Annotated in this window: 16 protein-coding genes; 4 read left to right on the top strand and 12 right to left on the bottom strand. The window is 71.3% G+C overall.

From position 1 onward, the window contains the following. Positions 1–10: 10 nt before the first annotated feature. Together ABT154_RS28315 and ABT154_RS28310 are read right to left on the bottom strand one after the other, a co-directional pair. Entirely contained in the window at positions 11–1,189 is a 1,179-nt protein-coding gene (locus ABT154_RS28315; RefSeq protein ID WP_351860375.1) for a beta family protein, read from the bottom strand. 120 nt (positions 1,190–1,309) lie between these two features. Further along, entirely contained in the window at positions 1,310–2,269 is a 960-nt protein-coding gene (locus ABT154_RS28310) for a fibronectin type III domain-containing protein (RefSeq protein ID WP_351860373.1), read from the bottom strand. A gap of 143 nt (positions 2,270–2,412) precedes the next feature. Here ABT154_RS28310 and ABT154_RS28305 point away from each other — a divergent pair, with 143 nt between their 5' ends. Further along, positions 2,413–3,045 (top strand): hypothetical protein, encoded by a 633-nt coding sequence (locus ABT154_RS28305; RefSeq protein ID WP_351860371.1) that lies wholly within the window; start codon positions 2,413–2,415, stop codon positions 3,043–3,045. A 19-nt stretch (positions 3,046–3,064) separates the two neighbouring features. On the opposite strand, the gene ABT154_RS28300 is transcribed toward ABT154_RS28305, so the two are convergent. The 9 genes from ABT154_RS28300 to ABT154_RS28260 form a co-directional block, all read right to left on the bottom strand. After that, a complete protein-coding gene (locus ABT154_RS28300; RefSeq protein WP_351860369.1) occupies positions 3,065–3,712 on the bottom strand; it encodes an aspartate/glutamate racemase family protein in 648 nt (215 codons plus the stop codon). Positions 3,713–3,771: 59 nt separating this feature from the next. Continuing rightward, complete coding sequence (locus ABT154_RS28295; protein ID WP_351860480.1) at positions 3,772–5,121, bottom strand: nucleobase:cation symporter-2 family protein; 1,350 nt, start codon at positions 5,119–5,121, stop codon at positions 3,772–3,774. 394 nt (positions 5,122–5,515) lie between these two features. Further along, positions 5,516–6,904, bottom strand: a complete 1,389-nt coding sequence (locus tag ABT154_RS28290) for an 8-oxoguanine deaminase (RefSeq protein ID WP_351860367.1) — start codon at positions 6,902–6,904, stop codon at positions 5,516–5,518. Positions 6,905–6,952: 48 nt separating this feature from the next. Beyond that, positions 6,953–8,371 (bottom strand): nucleobase:cation symporter-2 family protein, encoded by a 1,419-nt coding sequence (locus tag ABT154_RS28285; protein WP_351860365.1) that lies wholly within the window; start codon positions 8,369–8,371, stop codon positions 6,953–6,955. 71 nt (positions 8,372–8,442) lie between these two features. Beyond that, positions 8,443–9,366, bottom strand: coding sequence for a factor-independent urate hydroxylase (pucL, locus tag ABT154_RS28280; protein WP_351860363.1), 924 nt, complete (start codon positions 9,364–9,366; stop codon positions 8,443–8,445). A 5-nt stretch (positions 9,367–9,371) separates the two neighbouring features. Next, positions 9,372–9,776, bottom strand: coding sequence for a hydroxyisourate hydrolase (gene uraH, locus ABT154_RS28275; RefSeq protein ID WP_351860361.1), 405 nt, complete (start codon positions 9,774–9,776; stop codon positions 9,372–9,374). Then, complete coding sequence (gene uraD, locus ABT154_RS28270) at positions 9,773–10,306, bottom strand: 2-oxo-4-hydroxy-4-carboxy-5-ureidoimidazoline decarboxylase (protein WP_351860360.1); 534 nt, start codon at positions 10,304–10,306, stop codon at positions 9,773–9,775. The genes uraH and uraD overlap by 4 nt, the downstream gene beginning before the upstream one ends. 155 nt (positions 10,307–10,461) lie before the next feature. Further along, a complete protein-coding gene (locus ABT154_RS28265; protein WP_351860478.1) occupies positions 10,462–10,800 on the bottom strand; it encodes a helix-turn-helix domain-containing protein in 339 nt (112 codons plus the stop codon). A gap of 44 nt (positions 10,801–10,844) precedes the next feature. Beyond that, a complete protein-coding gene (locus ABT154_RS28260; protein WP_351860476.1) occupies positions 10,845–11,096 on the bottom strand; it encodes a YkoF family thiamine-binding protein in 252 nt (83 codons plus the stop codon). Positions 11,097–11,236: 140 nt separating this feature from the next. Between ABT154_RS28260 and ABT154_RS28255 the strand changes: the two genes are divergently transcribed. The 3 genes from ABT154_RS28255 (at position 11,237) to ABT154_RS28245 (ending at position 14,670) form a co-directional block, all read left to right on the top strand. Beyond that, positions 11,237–12,088, top strand: a complete 852-nt coding sequence (locus ABT154_RS28255) for a TIM barrel protein (RefSeq protein ID WP_351860358.1) — start codon at positions 11,237–11,239, stop codon at positions 12,086–12,088. 47 nt (positions 12,089–12,135) lie between these two features. Then, positions 12,136–13,026: a 2-hydroxy-3-oxopropionate reductase gene (locus tag ABT154_RS28250; protein ID WP_351860356.1), complete on the top strand. Its 891-nt coding sequence runs from the start codon at positions 12,136–12,138 to the stop codon at positions 13,024–13,026. A 186-nt stretch (positions 13,027–13,212) separates the two neighbouring features. Further along, positions 13,213–14,670: a catalase gene (locus ABT154_RS28245; RefSeq protein ID WP_317875516.1), complete on the top strand. Its 1,458-nt coding sequence runs from the start codon at positions 13,213–13,215 to the stop codon at positions 14,668–14,670. A 302-nt stretch (positions 14,671–14,972) separates the two neighbouring features. Here the strand turns inward: ABT154_RS28245 and ABT154_RS28240 are convergent, their stop codons facing one another. Continuing rightward, entirely contained in the window at positions 14,973–16,265 is a 1,293-nt protein-coding gene (locus ABT154_RS28240) for an MFS transporter (RefSeq protein WP_351860353.1), read from the bottom strand. Between the last annotated feature and the right edge of the window lie 70 nt (positions 16,266–16,335).

The raw sequence follows: 16,335 nt of genomic DNA, 5'->3' as shown, positions 1-16,335 counted from the left end.
GGTCAGGGGGTCACGGGCGTCTCCGCAGGGCGCGGACGACCTGGGCCAGGTGCTGGACATGACCGGTGCGCAGCCAGACCTCCGGGCCGCCCGCCCCGGAGCCGCGTGCTCCGGCCCGCACCCTGCCCGCCGCCCGGCCGGCCGCGCAGGAGTCGAGCCAGCGTTCCCCGGCGCTGAACTCCGCGCCCCGGAAGCCCTCCGCGTGCACGATCTGCCGGACCAGCTCGCGGATCACGTCCGCGTGGTCGGGCCCCCGGGTGGGCACCCGCGCCAGGAGGAAGGTGCGCTCGGTCGTGTACCGGACGACTCCCCAGGGGGAACCCCCGCCCGCGTCCACGGGCCGGTCGGCGCTCGCGGCGTGGTCGGCGCCGTAGTCGCCGTACACGACGCGTACGGCCGGGCGGTGGGTCCCGTCGACGAGCATGTGCCAGATGTCCCAGTCGAATCGGTGCGCCTCCCCGAGCGGTGCCCCGTAGTCCTCGGGGTACGTACGGGGGAAGGAACCGGCCAGCACGACGACCGTGCGCCAGTGGTGGAGGGGGCCGAGCAGGCCGAGGGCGCGCAGCGCCCACTTCTCCGCCGGGTGGTGCTCGTCGTCGACGGCGCCCAGGTCGAGCAGCAGGTCCACGGGGCAGCGCGCGAAGGCGATCCGGTCCAGGAGGAGACGGACCCGGTCCCTCAGCCGCTCGTCGGGGAGGGCGGTCAGGAAGACGCGGACGCCGAGGCCGTGCCCGCTCAGCCGAGCGGCCTCGGCGCAGGCCGCCTGCTGTCCGGGGGCCCGCCCGACACCCGTCACCGGCCGGAGCGGGGTGCTCCCGGGACCCGGCCCGAACGCGGCGGCCAGGGCCCCCGGCTCGTCCTCGACATGGAAGGTGTCCACCCAGGCGGGCAGGCCTCCCTGGACCCTTTCGATCGCGTGCAGGGTGGTCCGCACGTGGGCGGCGAGCGCGACGGGGTCGGGGTCGAGCGGTCGGCGCGGTCGCATCCCCATGGTGCGGTCCCTTCCGAACCGGGGCGGGACGGTCCACAGGGGTGCCACGCGCGCGCGTACCGCCGGCGCGGACTTCTCGTACGCGTCGAGCGCACTCCGGCGCGCGGGCAGGGCGGGTACATAGAGCGGCTCGGACGACGGGTCTTCGGACCGCGGGCTCTCGGACGACGGGTCCTCGGACATAGGCTCTTCGGACATCGGCTCGGACATCGGCTCGGACATCGGCGCCCCCCAGCGGCCCGCTGCATCCCCTGTTCGCAGGGTGAGGGGCGGCGGGGCGGCGCGAAAGGGTGCACTTCCGGCCAATGCCCGTCGGAGTCAGCGCACCACGACCGTTCTCGGGGCCGAGAAGTCGCCCCAGGTGCCGTCCGGGAGTTGGGCGCGGAGGGTGAGGGTGTAGCGGGTGCCCGGGGGGTCCTGGACCGGGAAGGTGTAGGTGGCGCGGCCGGGGGGCGGGGTGCTGCCCCAGACGATCGTGGTGGCGAAGCGGCCGTTGAGGTGGAGTTCGTGGTGGGTCACGGGGGCGCCGGTGGCGGGCGGGGTCCAGGTGACCGTGATCTCGCCCTCGGCCGCGGTGACGGCGAGGTTCGTGGGGGCGGTGTTCGCGGGGGCGCCCGGTGAGGGGGCCGTGGTGAGGTCGGCGGGGGCACTGTCCGGGGAGGAGTTCTCGGCGGCGTCGCGGGCGCGGACGGTGAAGGCGTAGGCGGTGCCGGGGCGCAGACCGGTGAGGTGGGCGGTGGTGGCGGTGCCGGGCACGGTGTGGATGCGGGTGTCGGCCTGGTAGACGTCGTAGGCGGTGACCCGGGTGTCGTCCCGGGCCGGGTTCCAGCGGAGGGTCGCGGCGCGGCTGCCGCCGGCGGTGACGCGGAGGGCGGACGGAGTGGTGGGCGGTGTGCGGTCCTCGGCGACGGCGCGGAGGGTGGTGGCGGTGACGGTGGCGCTCGGGGGCGAGGCGTTGCCGGCGGCGTCCCGGGCGCGGACGGTGAAGCGGTGGCGGGTGGCGGGGGCGAGTCCGACCACGTCGGTCATCAGCGTGGTGGCCGGGAGGTCCTTGAGCTTGCGGCCCTCGCTGTAGACCGCGTAGCCGGTGACGGCCCGGTCGTCGGTGGCCGCGCTCCACATGACGTGGACGGTGGTCGCACTGCCGGCCGTGGCGGTGACTCCGGTCGGGGCGGTGGGGGCACGGACATCCTTGGCCACGGGCACGGCGGCCCCGGAACAGGCGGTGAGGGCGAGCGCGAGGGTGGTCAACAGGCTTGCGGCGAGCGGGCGTTGCACGGGCCGGCCTCCGTCCATCGAAAAGGTCCAGACCTATATCGCACACGGGGACCGACCCCGACAAGGGGGCGTCGGCGAGGGCGTTGTCAGTGGCGTGCGCTTCACTGGGGACATCACTCTCCGTAGTCGATTCTGGGGGAATCATGACGGACCGTACGACCTATGTGACGCTCTCCGGGGTACGTCGGCGTGGCTGGACCGACACGATGGTGCGCGACCTGCTCGGCACACCCGACGTCCAGGGCCGCGACCCGCGCCGGTGGTCCCTGGCGCCCGTACGGCTCTACCTCCTCGCCCGGGTCCAGACGGTGGAGCGGACACCCGAGTTCGCGGAGACCTCGGCGCTCGCCCCCGGGCGCTCCGCCGCCGCCGGGGCCTTTGCCGAGCGGCGCCGGGCGGCCGTGCTGACGGCGATCCGCGCGGAACCGATCGAGGTCCCGCGCCTGCCCGGCCCGGAACTTGAGAGGCGGGCTGTGCGCCACCGACAACTCCTCGGGGCGCGGAGCCCGGGGACGAAGCAGGGCACCGCCACCCCTCCCGTCACCTCCTCCGCCCCCGCATCGCCCGGGTTCCCCTCCGGGGCGCTCGTGCGGTGGCAGGTGAGCTATCTGCGGCAGGCCCTCTCCCGCTACGAGGCCCTGCTCGACGGGCTGTACGGCGAGACCGGGCGCGGCGAGGCCGAGCGGCTGCTGCGGTGGCGGCTCTACGAGGCCATCGCCGCCGCCTACCCGGCGCTGGCCGGCGAGTGCCGACGGCGGATCGCGGTCGAGCGGTGAGCGGGCGACGCCTCCGGTCTCAGCCGGCCAGGAGGCCTTCGACCGCGCGGCAGGCCGCCGGGATCGGGGCGACGATCCTGGTCGCGCAGCGGGCGCGGAGTTGCTCGGCGGCCTCGCCCAGCGGGCCACCGCCGATGACGACGGCCCGCGCCCCGTCCCGCTCGACGCAGGCGCGGACGGCCCCCTCCAGCCGGGCGAGGAGCAACTCCGGTTCGACGGAGAGGCGTTCGGGGGTTCCGGTGGTGAGGCGCAGGCCCGTGTACCGGTCGGCGAGGCCGAGGGCCGTCACATGCGCGGTGATGGCCTGGGCCAGGAGCGGCGTGGTGGTGGCGATGCCGAAGGGAGTCCCGTCGGCGGCGGCCTCCTGGAGCGCGGCCTCGCCCAGGCCCACCACGGGGACGTCGGTGGCCGCGCGCAGCGCCGCGAGGCCCGGGTCCCCGAAGGCGCCGACGAGGAGCGCGGCGCAGTCGCCGCCGGCGAGGGCGCGGAGGCCGGCGGCGAGGACCTCGGGGGCTGCGGCGCGCAGGGCGGCGGGGGCGGTGAGCATGCGCGGGCCCCTTGCGACGGTCACCCCCCGGACGCGCAGGGCCGGGTGCAGGCTCCGCCGGGCGATGGCGGTCATCATCGCGGTCGTGACGGAGGAGGTGTTGGGGTTGATCAGCACCACGGCCCCGGGCCCCGCGGCGGGCGCGGGGACCGGGGCGTCGGGTGGGGTGACGGGCGGGTTCAGTGGACGTGCGCCGCCTTCGCCGTACGGCTGCCGGAGATCTCCCCGCCCGGTTCCATCGGCGCGGTGACCTCGTCGGCGTCCCGGCCTCGGCCCAGGTGGTTGAAGACCACGTTGAGCAGGACCGCGGCGACGCAGCCGGTCGAGATGCCCGAGTCCAGGATGATCTTCGCCGTCTCCGGGAAGGCGTGGTAGAACTCCGGCGCGGTGATCGGGATGATGCCGACGGCCAGGGAGACGGCCACGATCAGGACGTTGTTGTCCTTCTCCAGGCCGGCCTTGACCAGGGTCTGGATGCCGCTGGCGGCGACCGAGCCGAAGAGGACGACGCCCGCGCCGCCGAGGACCGGCCGCGGGACGACCGAGATCAGGGAGGCGGCGACCGGCGAGAGGCCCATCAGGACCAGGAAGCCACCGCCGCAGGCGACGACGAAGCGGCTGCGGATCCGGGTCATGGCGACCAGGCCGATGTTCTGTGCGAAGGCGCTGCACATGAAGCCGTTGAAGAGCGGGCTGATCGCGGAGCCGAGGGTGTCGGCGCGCAGTCCGGCCGCGATGGTCTTCTCGTCGGCCGGCCGGTCGACGATCTCGCCGAGGGCCAGCATGTCGGCGGTGGACTCGGTCATCGAGACCAGCATGACCACGCACATGGAGATGATCGCGGCGAGCGCGAACTGCGGGGCGCCGAAGTGGAACGGCGACGGGAAGCCGACGATGTCCGCCTCGGTCACCGGGGAGAAGTCGGTGACGCCGAAGGGTATGGCGATGACCGTGCCGATGACCAGGCCGACGAGGACGGCGATCTGCTTGAGGAAGCCGCGGGTGAAGCGGCGCAGCAGCAGGACGACGACCAGGGTGATGCCGGCCAGGGACAGGAAGGTGGTCGAACCGTAGTCGGCCGCCCTGGGATTGGGCCCCTGGGCCCAGCCGAACGCGACCGGGAGGAGGGAGACACCTATGAGGGTGATGACGGTGCCGGTGACGACCGGCGGGAAGAACCGCACCAGCCGGGAGAACCAGGGGGCGGCGAGGAAGCCGAGGAGTCCGGCGACGATGATCGCGCCGAAGATCACGGGAAGCGCGTCGGCCTTGTTCTCGGTGGTGTCGACGATGGCGAGCATCGGAGCGACACCGGCGAAGGTGACGCCGTTGACGAACGGCAGCCGGGCGCCGATCTTCCAGACCCCGAGCGTCTGGAGGAAGGTCGCGAGGCCGGCCGTGAAGAGGCTGGCGCCGGTCAGGAAGGTGAGTTCGGTGCCGGAGAGGCCGACGGCCGCTCCGACGATCAGGGGCGGGGCGACGACGCCCGCGTACATGGCGGCCACGTGCTGGAGGCCGCTGGTGAGCATCTTCAGTGGGGGCAGCTTCTCGTCGACCGGATGCCTCTCACGGTCGTCGGGGGCGGAGCCTGCTTCTTGTGCATTGCGAACCTGGGGCTTGGCGGCCACGGCGGTTCCTCCGGTCGGGTACGCGTCGGCGGTGACACGGGTGTCAGGGAGGTGGAGCGATGCGGTGCGAGGTGCAGGAGGTGCGGCTCGTTGCGGGGGTGGTGCGGTGCGCGCGGGGAGGTACTGCGGCGCGGGGACGATGGGCCCGGTGGGGGTACGGGTGTGCATCACCTTCCCGGGAGGCGCCGTACGGCTTCTGCGTACGGCACCTCCCGGGCCGGCTGCCGCGGACCCCGCTCGGGTCCGCGGCGACCGACCGAGGGCCGTCCCCCTCGGTCGGACTCCATGGGGAGGGTCAGGCCTGGGCCGCGATGCGGGCCAGGCGCTGCGCCTCCGCGCGCGCGTCGCGCGCGATGGTGTCCTCGTCGACGGTGAGCAGGTGGTCGTTCTCGACGATCTGCTTGCCGTTGACGAAGGAGGCCGTGACCGGGGCCGCCGCGCCGAAGACGATGGCGGTGACCGGGTCGGCGATGGTGGAGTGGCCGAGGCCGTCGATCTTCCAGAGGACGAAGTCGGCGAGCTTGCCGGCCTCCAGCGAGCCGATGCTGTCGGCGCGGCCGAGGACCTGCGCGCCGCCGTAGGTGCCGAGGCGCAGGGCCTGGCGGGCGTTGAGCGCGGACTCGCGGTGGGCGCCGAGGCGGTTGATCAGGAGCGCGTTGCGCAGCTCGGTGTGGAGCTCGCCGGACTCGTTGGAGGCGGTGCCGTCGACGCCGAGGCCGACGGGTACGCCCGCCTTCAGCATGTCGGGGACGCGGGCGATGCCGGCGGCGAGGCGCGCGTTGGAGGACGGGCAGTGCGCGACACCGGTCTTGGTGCGGGCGAACGCGGCGATGTCGGAGTCGTTCATGTGGACGCAGTGCGCCATCCACACGTCCTCGCCGAGGAAGCCGGTGGACTCGAAGTAGTCCGTCGGGCCCATCCCGAAGAGCTCGTGGCAGAACTTCTCCTCCTCCACGGTCTCCGAGCCGTGGGTGTGCATGCGCACACCGAGGCGACGGCCGAGCGCGGCGCCCTCCCGGAGGAGTTCGGTGGAGATGGAGAAGGGAGAACAGGGGGCGACGGCGACCTGGGTCATCGCGTCGAAGGAGGCGTCGTGGAACTTCTTGACCGTCTCCTCGGTCGCGGCGAGCGCGCCCTCGGTGGTTTCGACGGCGAAGTCCGGCGGCAGTCCGCCGTCCTTCTCACTGCGGTCCATGGAGCCGCGGGCGAGGGTGAAGCGGACACCCATCTCGGAGGCGGCGCCGATGATGGCGCCGGACAGGTCACCGGAGTTCACCGGGTACACGTAGTGGTGGTCCATGGCGGTGGTGACACCGCCGCGGGCCATCATCGCCAGCGAGCCCTGGGCGGCGGCGCGCACCATCTGCTCGTCGATCCGCGCCCAGGTCGGGTAGAGGGCGACGAGCCAGTCGAAGAGGTTGTGGTCGGTCGCCAGCCCCCGGGTGATCCACTGGTAGAAGTGGTGGTGGGTGTTGACGAGACCCGGCGTGACGAGGTGGCCGGTGGCGTCGATGCGCCGGACCACGTTCTCCAGGCCCTCGGGGGCCTTCCCAGCGCCGATGGACTCGAGCCTGTTGTCCGCGACGACGAGGTAACCGGAGGCGTACTCGGTGTCGTTCACGTCCACGGTCGCGATCGCCGCGTTCTCGATGACGATGCGCTGGGCTGCCGAAGGTGCTGCCATGGCGGTGCTTCCTTCATTCCTCGGGGATGGTGTGGGCACGGCAGGACCCTAGGAGGATTTGAGTGCCGGAGCCGGGTGACGGCTCCGGGTGCCGAGATGGTGGAAGAACAGATTCAGCAGGACGGCGACGAGCGCGCCCGCGCTGATGCCGGAGCCGAGCACGGTCTGCGCCCAGGCGGGGAACTCGGCGTAGAAGGTGGGTGCGGCGAGCGGGATGATGCCCGCTCCGAGCGCGACGGCCACCAGGATGATGTTGGAGCTGTCGTCGAGTCCGGCTTCCGACAGGGTGCGGATGCCGCTGACCGCGATCGAGCCGAAGAGGACGATGCCGGCGCCGCCGAGGACGGGCATCGGGACCATGGAGACGACCGCGCCGAGGGCGGGGAACGCACCGAGGACGATCAGGGCGCCGCCGGCGACGGCGACCACGTAGCGGGAGCGCACCCGGGTCAGCGAGACGACGCCGACGTTCTGGGCGAAGGCCGAGGTCGGGAAGCCGCCGAAGACGGGGCCGAGCAGGGTGGCGATGCCGTCGGTGCGCAAGCCCCGGGTGATGGTCCTCCCGTCGCTGCGCCGCTCGCAGATCTCGCCGAGGGCGAGCATGCCGGCGCTGGACTCGGTCATGAGCACCAGCATCACGATGCACAGGGAGAGGATGGCGGCGGGCTGGAACTCGGGGGCGCCGAAGGCGAAGGGGGCGGGCAGGGCCGCGACGGGCGCCTCGCGCAGGGCGCTGAAGTCGGCCATCCCGAAGGGGATCGCGGCGATGGTGCCGATGAACAGGCCGAGCAGCAGGGCGATCTGCTTGACGAAGCCCTTGCCGAAGCGCTGGAAGAGCAAAATGACGACGAGGGTGAAGCCGGCGAGCGCCAGGTACTTCATGGCGCCGAAGTCGGCGGCGGTCCGGTCGCCGCCCTGGGCCCAGCCGACGGGCACGGGCATCAGGGTGACCCCGATGAGGGTGATCACGACGCCGGTGACGAGCGGCGGGAAGAAGCGGAGGAGCCGGCCGAAGAAGGGTCCGACGGCGAGGCAGAAGACTCCGGCGACCATCACCGCGCCGTAGATGGCGGGGAGTTGGTGCCCGGGGGCGCTGGTCTCGGCGATGGCGAGCATCGGGGCGATTCCGGCGGAGGAGGCGGCGTTGACGAACGGCAGCCGGTTTCCGGCGAAGCGTCCGATGCCAAGGGTCTGCAGAATGGTCGCGCAGCCGGCGATGAGCAGGCTGGCCGCGATGAGCCGGGTCATCCCGGCCGCGTCCAGGCCGACGGCCTGGCCGATGATGAGCGGCGGGGTGACGACGCCGGCGTACATGGCGGCGATGTGCTGGAGTGCCGCGGGGACGAGCCGCGAGGCGGGGAGCTTCTCGTCCACCGGGTGGCACTCGGCCGAGGCCGGACCCGGGGTGGACGGAGGGGTGGAACACGGGCCTTCGGCGGTTGCCGGCCCCTGTGCAGGCTGTGCCATGAGATTCCCTCCGGTCTGGTGCGGCCCCCGCCCGACTGCGGGCGGGCGGGGGCCGGTCACTCAGATGCCGCTTAGAGGTTGGTCATGTCGACCGGGATCTGCGCCGTGGCTCCGTCGCGGAGGACGGTGGCCTCGATGAGGCCGTACATGCGGTCGGCGGCGTAGTAGACCTCGTTGTCGTTCTTCAGGCCGAAGGGCTCGAGGTCGACCAGGAAGTGGTGCTTGTTCGGGAGCGAGAAGCGGACTTCGTCGATCTCCGAGCGGTGGTTGATGATGCGCGTGGCCATCTGGTAGAGCGTCTGCTGGAGGGAGTACGAGTACGTCTCCGAGAAGGCCTCGAGCATGTGCTTCCGGGTCTGCTCGTAGGACCGCTCCCAGTTCGGCATGCGCTGGTCGTCGTCGGTCCAGTTGAAGCGCCAGCGGGCGGACACCTGCGTGGCCAGGATGCGGTCGTACGCTTCCTGGAGCGTCGTGTACTGGTCCTTGATGTAGCCCCAGAACTCCGAGTTGGTGGAGTTCATGACGACGAGGTCCTTGAGACCGGAGATGATCTCCCAGGTCCGGCCGTCATAGGTGATCTGGGTGACCCGGGTCTCCTGGCCCTTGCGGGCGAAGGAGTGGTTGACCTGGTCGGCGCCGATGAACTTGGAGTTGGCCTCGGAGGACGCGATGCGCTCCCAGGAGTACTCCTCGATCCGGATGCGCGCCTTCTTGATCGGCTCCTGGCTCGTCACGAAGTGGCGGGCGAGGTGGATGCCGAACTGCTCGGCGGACTCGATGCCGTACTCCTTGGCGAACGCGAAGATGGTGTTCTTCGTCGTGTCGGTGGGGAGGCAGTGGGCGTTCGAGCCGGTGAGGTGGACGTCGTCGAGGTCGCCGGAGAGGGCGACGGAGACGTTCAGGTCCTTGATGTGGTGGGTGTCGCCGTCCCGCGTGATCTTGACGACGCGGTTCTCTGCTTTGCCGTACTGGTTCTGGCCGAGAATCGTGGGCATGTCTGCTAGCTCCCTCGGTATACGGAGTAGCCGAACGGGTTGAGCAGCAGCGGTACGTGGTAATGCTCGCCCGGGGTGACGGCGAAAGTGATCGCCACCTCGGGGAAGAACGCACCGCTGTCCCTTACGCGGGGGGCGTCCTGCTGCGCCTCGGCTTGCTTCTTGGAACTGTGCTGATGGGAGAAGTACGTCTCGACCTGGAAGTCGAGCCGTACATGGGTGGTGCCTTCCGGCAGCGCCGGCAAGTCCTTGCAGCGTCCGTCCACGTCGGTGGCCGAACCGCCGAGCGCGACCCACTCCGCGTCGAAGCCGCTGCGGGCCGCGAGCGTGACGGCCACGCCCTCGGCGGGGCGGCCGACGCTGGTGTCCAGGATGTGCGTGGACACCGAGGCCGTGGTGTCGGTGCTCATGCGGAGCTCTCTTCCTCGGAGGTCTCGGAGGTCTCTACGAGACGGGTCAGCCGGATACGGTTGATCTTGCCCAGTTCGGTGCGGACGATCTCCCGCTCCGCCTCGGGCGAGTTCCCGATCCGCTCCCGGAGCGCGTCGCGCATCTGTTCGCCGGTCCTGCCGGTGGCGCAGATGAGGAAGACGTGACCGAACCTGTCCTGGTAGGCCAGATTGAGGTCGAGCATCTCGGTCTTGAGCTGATCGGAGGCGGCGGCCATTCCGCTCTGTTCGCGGGAGGAGGTCGGGTCCCCTGCCTTCGGACGACCGATCGGCGGGTGCCCCGCCATCGCCTCGGCGAGGTCCTCGGCGGTCAGCTCGGCCATGGCGGCGTCACTGGCGAGGAAGAGAGCTTCGGCGGTGGAGTACGGGCGCTGGGCGAGGACCTTGCTCCCCCACGCCGAACTGGAACACACCTCGTGGAGCGCGGCGACGGCCTCGCTGTCCGCCGAGGTGTTGAACCGGGTGAGACCCGGTGTCGTACCTGAAGTCACGGGAAGCCTCCGTGGCTGTTTTTCGCTGTGCGTCGGACGGGCTGCGGATAGCTAACGCCCTCCGCAACACAACGTCAACACTTTGTTGAAAACTCGGCCACGCAAAAGCCGTCGTCCCGACATCTGGACGACGGCTTGTGGTCTCAGGTGATCAACTAGTCGCCCTTGGCGGCCTTTTCCCTGTTCAGGGCGGTCTCCCTGTTGAGGTAGTTGTACACGGTGAAGCGGCTGACACCGAGTGCACCGGCCACCGTCTCCACTCCATGGCGCACCGAGAAGGCGCCGCGCGCCTCCAGCAGCCGTACCGCCTCCTGTTTGGTCTTGCGGTCGAGTTCGGCCAGCGGCACCCCGTGCCGCCGCTCCATCGCCGCGAGGATGTGGTCGAGGGATTCGGACAGCTGGGGCAGCCGTACGGCGAGGACGTCCTCGCCCTCCCAGGACAGGACGACATCGTCGGCCCCCGCCTGCGCGGGGACCAGCAGCTCGGCGCCCATGGCGTCGACCAGGGGCTTCACCGCCGCCACCAACGGGTGCTCGCTCACTTCTCCCCCTCGCCGATCACATTGACCTGGAGCGAGACGCGGGTGGCGCCGGCCGCGAGCGACTTGCGCAGCAGCGCGTCGACCGCGGTGAGCACCGCGTCGGCGCCGCCCTCCGCCGTATTGCCGAAGGGGCCGACGTCGACCGCGTCCAGTTCGGCCGACTGGATGACCTCACGGGCCACGACCGCGTGCGCCGGGGCCTCGTCGAGGTCGAACGGCTCGGTCGTGAACTCCACTCTCAAACGCACCATGACCCCAAACTACGGCCCCGATCCGGCCTGCGGCAGCCCCGGACCTGCGGGGACCTCTTGACAAGCGGGGCAACCCCCTTGCAGCATTCCGTCAGACAGAAACTTACTTCCGCGATACGGAAGGAGCGCCGCCCCTCATGGCCCGCTTCTCAGTAGGCGCCGGCTCGGACCAGCGCTTCGATGTGAACCTGTCGATCCTCTTCACTGAACTCCCGCTCCTGGAGCGCCCCGCGGCCGCCGCCGCGGCGGGCTTCACCGCGGTCGAGCTGTGGTGGCCCTGGATCGACACCGCCACCCCCGAGCAGAGCGAGCTCGACGCCCTCAAGAAGGCTCTCGAGGACGCCGGCACCCAGCTGGTGGGACTGAACTTCTACGCCGGGCAGCTGCCCGGCCCGGACCGCGGGGCCCTCTCCGTACCGGGCGAGGAGTCGGACCGCTTCCGCGCCAACATCGAGGTGGCGGCCGACTTCGCCGCCTCGGTCGGCTGCGAGGCGCTCAACGCGCTCTACGGCAACCGCGTGGAGGGCGTCGACCCCCAGATCCAGGACACCCTCGCCCTGGAGAACCTGGTCCTGGCCGCCCGCGCCGCCGACCGGGTGGGAGCGATCCTCCTCGTCGAGACCCTCAACAAGCCGGAGTCGCCGCTCTACCCGCTGGTGAGCGCCCCCTCGGCCATCGAGGTCATCGACAAGGTCAACGCGGCCACCGGACTCGGCAACGCCAAGTTCCTCCTCGACATCTACCACCTGTCGATGAACGGCGAGGACGTCAGCCACGTCATCGCGGAGTACGCGGCCAAGACCGGCCACGTACAGATCGCGGACAACCCGGGCCGCGGCGCGCCGGGCACCGGCGACCTGCCGCTGGAGCGGCTCCTCGACGAGCTGAGGAAGGCCGGCTACGACGGCTGGGTCGGCCTGGAGTACAAGGCCGCCGACGCCACCGCTTCCTTCGAGTGGCTGCCCGCCGAGGCCCGCCCGGCCCGCTGACGCAGGCACCCTCCCCGTATCACCTTGTTCCGAGAGGCACCCTCACCATGAGCACTCTTCCCAAGATCGCTTGGATCGGCCTCGGCATCATGGGCTCCCCCATGTCCGAGAACCTCATCAAGGCCGGCTACTCGGTCACCGGCTTCACCCTTGAGCAGGACAAGCTGGACCGCCTGACCAAGGCCGGCGGCACCTCCGCCGCCTCGATCGCCGAGGCCGTCAAGGACGCCGACGTCATCATCACGATGGTGCCCGCCTCCCCGCAGGTCGAGGCCATCTCGTACGGCCCCGCCGGCATCCTGGAGAACGCCAGGCAGGGCGCGCTGATCGTCGACATGTCGTCGATCACCCCCCAGACCTCGGTCGACCTGGCCAAGAACGCCGCCGAGAAGGGCATCCGCGTCATCGACGCCCCGGTTTCCGGCGGCGAGGCCGGCGCCATCGAGGCGGTGCTCTCGATCATGGTCGGTGGCGAGCAGGCCGACTTCGACGAGGCCCTCCCGATCCTGGAGGCCCTCGGCAAGACCATCGTGCTCTGCGGCCCGCACGGCTCCGGCCAGACGGTGAAGGCCGCGAACCAGCTGATCGTCGCGGTCAACATCCAGGCCTGTGCCGAGGCCGTCGTCTTCCTCGAGAAGTCCGGCGTGAACCTCCAGGCCGCCCTGGACGTCCTCAACGGCGGCCTGGCCGGCTCGACCGTGCTGACCCGTAAGAAGGACAACTTCCTGAACCGGGACTTCAAGCCCGGCTTCCGGATCGACCTGCACCACAAGGACATGGGCATCGTCACCGACGCCGCCCGCAACGTCGGCGCGGCCCTCCCGGTCGGCGCGGTCGTCGCCCAGCTGGTCGCCTCGCTGCGCGCCCAGGGTGACGGCGGCCTGGACCACTCGGCCCTGCTCCGCGCCGTCGAGCGCCTCTCCGGCCGGCAGGTCTGATCCGCCGCCCCCTCGCGGGGCCCCAGACTTCCGGTCGGCGGCGGCGCTGACAACCTGTCCTGTCGCGCCCAGGCGTCGCCGCCGACCGGAACACCACACTTCCCTTTCAACAAACTGTTGACGTCATGTTCGGGCCGAATTTACGCTCCTCGGACCGTCAGCAGAGCTCCCGTACGGAAGGTCACGATGTCGAAGCGCGTGCTTACGACCGAGTCCGGCGCCCCCGTCGCCGACAACCAGAACTCCGCCACCGCCGGCGTCGGTGGCCCGATCCTCCTCCAGGACCAGCACCTGCTGGAGAAGCTCGCGCGCTTCAACCGTGAGCGGATCCCGGAGCGCGTGGTCCACGCCCGCGGCTCCGGCGCGTACGGCTACTTCGAGGTGACCGACGACGTCACCGCCTACACGAAGGCCGGCTTCCTCGGCGAGGTCGGCAAGAAGACCGAGACCTTCATCCGCTTCTCCACCGTGGCCGACTCGCTCGGCGGCGCGGACGCGGTGCGCGACCCCCGCGGTTTCGCCCTGAAGTTCTACACCGAAGAGGGCAACTACGACCTCGTCGGCAACAACACCCCGGTGTTCTTCATCAAGGACCCGATCAAGTTCCCCGACTTCATCCACTCCCAGAAGCGCGACCCCTTCACGGGCAAGCAGGAGGCGGACAACGTCTGGGACTTCTGGGCGCACGCCCCCGAGGCCACCCACCAGATCACCTGGCTCATGGGCGACCGCGGCATCCCGGCCTCGTACCGTCACATGAACGGCTACGGCTCCCACACCTACCAGTGGAGCAACGAGGCGGGCGAGGCCTTCTTCGTCAAGTACCACTTCAAGACGAACCAGGGTGTCCGTAGCCTCTCGGCCGATCAGGCCGCCGAGCTCGTCGGCAAGGACGCCAACTCACACCAGACCGACCTGCTCCAGGCGATCGAGCGCGGTGTCAGCCCCTCCTGGACCCTCTACGTCCAGGTCATGCCTGCTGCCGAGGCCGCGGACTACCGCTTCAACCCCTTCGACCTCACCAAGGTGTGGCCGCACAGCGACTACCCGCTGCAGCGCGTCGGCCGGCTGGTCCTCGACCGCAACCCGGACAACGTCTTCGCCGAGGTCGAGCAGGCCGCGTTCTCCCCGAACAACTTCGTCCCGGGCATCGGCCCCTCGCCGGACAAGATGCTCCAGGGCCGCCTGTTCGCCTACGCGGACGCCCACCGCTACCGCCTCGGCGTGAACCACACCCAGCTGCCGGTGAACGCCCCCAAGGCGACCGTGGCCGAGAACTACGGCCGCGACGGCGCCATGGCCACCCGCCAGGGCTCGCGCCACGACAAGAACTACGAGCCCAACTCGTACCAGGGCCCGGCCCAGACCGACGCGGCGCTCTCCGCCCCGCTCGCCGTCCACGGCTGGACCGGCACCCACGCGGCGCCCGCGCACACCAAGGACGACGACTTCTTCCAGGCCGGTGAGCTCTACCGCCTGATGTCCGAGGACGAGAAGGGCCGTCTGATCGCCAACATCGCCGGCGGTCTGTCCCAGGTGTCCCGCGAGGACGTCATCGAGAAGAACCTCGCGCACTTCGCCGCCGCCGACGCGGACTACGGCAAGCGCGTGGCCGAGGCGGTCCGCGCCCTGCGCGAGGACTGATCCTCAAGGAACACCCAGACTGCGTACGGCACCTGACGGGAGGTCAGTGCCGTACGTGGTCCGGATCGCCGGCCCGGATGAGGGGTGGCCGGTGGACCGGACAAGCGTGAGGACCGCGGCGGCGCCGAGCCAGTGCGGTGGTAAGGGCATGAGGCCCCCCTTCTTGACCTGAAAGAAGGGGTGCGCCGGCCGCCCGTCGGTGCCGCCGCGGTCCCAACGCCCCTCCTACCGGAGGAACTTCCCCCAAGACTCCGCCCGGCGGTGCGAACGCCCTGTCGCGCCAGCCTCGTACCGTCGGGTGGTCACTGGCCGGAGAGTGCGGAACCAGGTTTACGGTCCCTGGTTCCGCGCTCTTCTTCGTTCCCGGGCTCTTCTTCGTTCCCGGGCTCTTCTTGGTTCCCGGGCTCTTCTTCGTTCCCGGGCTCTGCGCCAGGCCGCTGCGTCCCCCGGTCGGCCCACGCCAGCACGAGCGTCACCGTGAGCGAGACGACGGCGAGCGCCACCATCGCCGTGCGCGGGGACGTGTACTGCGCGAGGGTTCCGGCGAGCGCCGCGCTCACCCCCTGGAGGGCGATCATCCCGGAGGAGTGCAGACCGAGCGCGTGGCCGGACAGTTCCTCCGGCACCAGGGTCATCAGCCGCTCCTGGTGCAGGAGGCTCGCCCCGTACCCGACCGCCGAGACCGTCACCGCGAGCAGCGCGAGCGGCAGCGGCGGGTCGAGCGCGAACAGCAGGAACGGCGCGGCCAGTTGCGCCTGGAGGGGGAAGCGGACGCGGCCCCGCAGCCGGGACGGCAGGAAGCGGCCGACGACGGTGTCCCCCACCAGCATTCCGAACGCCGCACAGGCGAAGAGGAGTCCGGCGCGCTCGGGCGCGTACGGCACGAAGAGCGACTCGCAGCCCACGATCAGGCCGTTGGGCACCCAGAGGGCCAGATAGGTCCGGCGGCGGGCGGGCAGGGACCACAGCCGCGCGTTGGTGCGCCAGGTCTCGGCGACCGAGGGCCGGCCCGCGGCGCGCGGCGGACGCGCCCCGAGGCCGAAGCGGGCGAGGAGCGCGGCGGCGAGGTAGAGCCCCGCGCCCACGAGGACCGTGCCGCGCGGCGAGAGCAGCGCGATCAGGAGGCCGCCGGCGGCGAAGCCGCCGATCTGGCAGATGCCGACGGCCATGTTGGTCACGGAGCGGCCCAGCAGGAACGCCTCGCGGGGCAGGATCTCGTTGAGGAGCCCGTACCGCACCCCGCCGCCGAGGGAGGCGGCGAGCCCCTCGGCGAAGAGGATCGCGAAAACCGCCCAGGTCGGCAGCCCGGGGATCGCCAGGGCGGCGGTGCCCAGGGCGAAGAAGAGCCCGATCCCGGCGATCGCGGCGCGCGGCGGCAGCCGGTCGGCGGCGGAGAGCAGGGTGGTCGCGCCGAGCAGCTGGGCGAGCGAGGGCCCGAAGAGCGCGAGCGCCGCGAGGAACGGGGAGCCGGTCGCGCGGTAGACGAGCGTGGCGAGACCGAGCCCGGCGACGGTCTGGGCGGCGATGTGCACGGAACCGGTGAGGAAGAGCGGGGTGAACTCGGGGATCCGGAAGAGATCGCGGTAGCGGGGCATGCGGGGAGTCTCGGGCGGGGACCCGGGTCCCGATATTGTTTCGCGGAGGAGCGAAACGACGGGGGCCGGT

Source organism: Streptomyces sp. NPDC001728 (genome assembly GCF_040297565.1).
In the GTDB taxonomy this organism is placed as follows: Bacteria; Actinomycetota; Actinomycetes; order Streptomycetales; family Streptomycetaceae; genus Streptomyces.
This window is presented reverse-complemented; position numbering and strand designations above follow the sequence as displayed.

What these genes read in the sequence shown, in the direction of transcription:
- ABT154_RS28315 (WP_351860375.1), bottom strand. Translation starts at nt 1,189, where the DNA reads ATGTCCGAAGAGCCTATGTCCGAGGACCCGTCGTCCGAGAGCCCGCGG.
- ABT154_RS28305 (WP_351860371.1), top strand. Translation starts at nt 2,413, where the DNA reads ATGACGGACCGTACGACCTATGTGACGCTCTCCGGGGTACGTCGGCGT.
- ABT154_RS28295 (WP_351860480.1), bottom strand. Translation starts at nt 5,121, where the DNA reads ATGCTCACCAGCGGCCTCCAGCACGTGGCCGCCATGTACGCGGGCGTC.
- ABT154_RS28290 (WP_351860367.1), bottom strand. Translation starts at nt 6,904, where the DNA reads ATGGCAGCACCTTCGGCAGCCCAGCGCATCGTCATCGAGAACGCGGCG.
- ABT154_RS28285 (WP_351860365.1), bottom strand. Translation starts at nt 8,371, where the DNA reads ATGGCACAGCCTGCACAGGGGCCGGCAACCGCCGAAGGCCCGTGTTCC.
- pucL (WP_351860363.1), bottom strand. Translation starts at nt 9,366, where the DNA reads ATGCCCACGATTCTCGGCCAGAACCAGTACGGCAAAGCAGAGAACCGC.
- uraH (WP_351860361.1), bottom strand. Translation starts at nt 9,776, where the DNA reads ATGAGCACCGACACCACGGCCTCGGTGTCCACGCACATCCTGGACACC.
- ABT154_RS28265 (WP_351860478.1), bottom strand. Translation starts at nt 10,800, where the DNA reads ATGGGCGCCGAGCTGCTGGTCCCCGCGCAGGCGGGGGCCGACGATGTC.
- ABT154_RS28255 (WP_351860358.1), top strand. Translation starts at nt 11,237, where the DNA reads ATGGCCCGCTTCTCAGTAGGCGCCGGCTCGGACCAGCGCTTCGATGTG.
- ABT154_RS28250 (WP_351860356.1), top strand. Translation starts at nt 12,136, where the DNA reads ATGAGCACTCTTCCCAAGATCGCTTGGATCGGCCTCGGCATCATGGGC.
- ABT154_RS28245 (WP_317875516.1), top strand. Translation starts at nt 13,213, where the DNA reads ATGTCGAAGCGCGTGCTTACGACCGAGTCCGGCGCCCCCGTCGCCGAC.
- ABT154_RS28240 (WP_351860353.1), bottom strand. Translation starts at nt 16,265, where the DNA reads ATGCCCCGCTACCGCGATCTCTTCCGGATCCCCGAGTTCACCCCGCTC.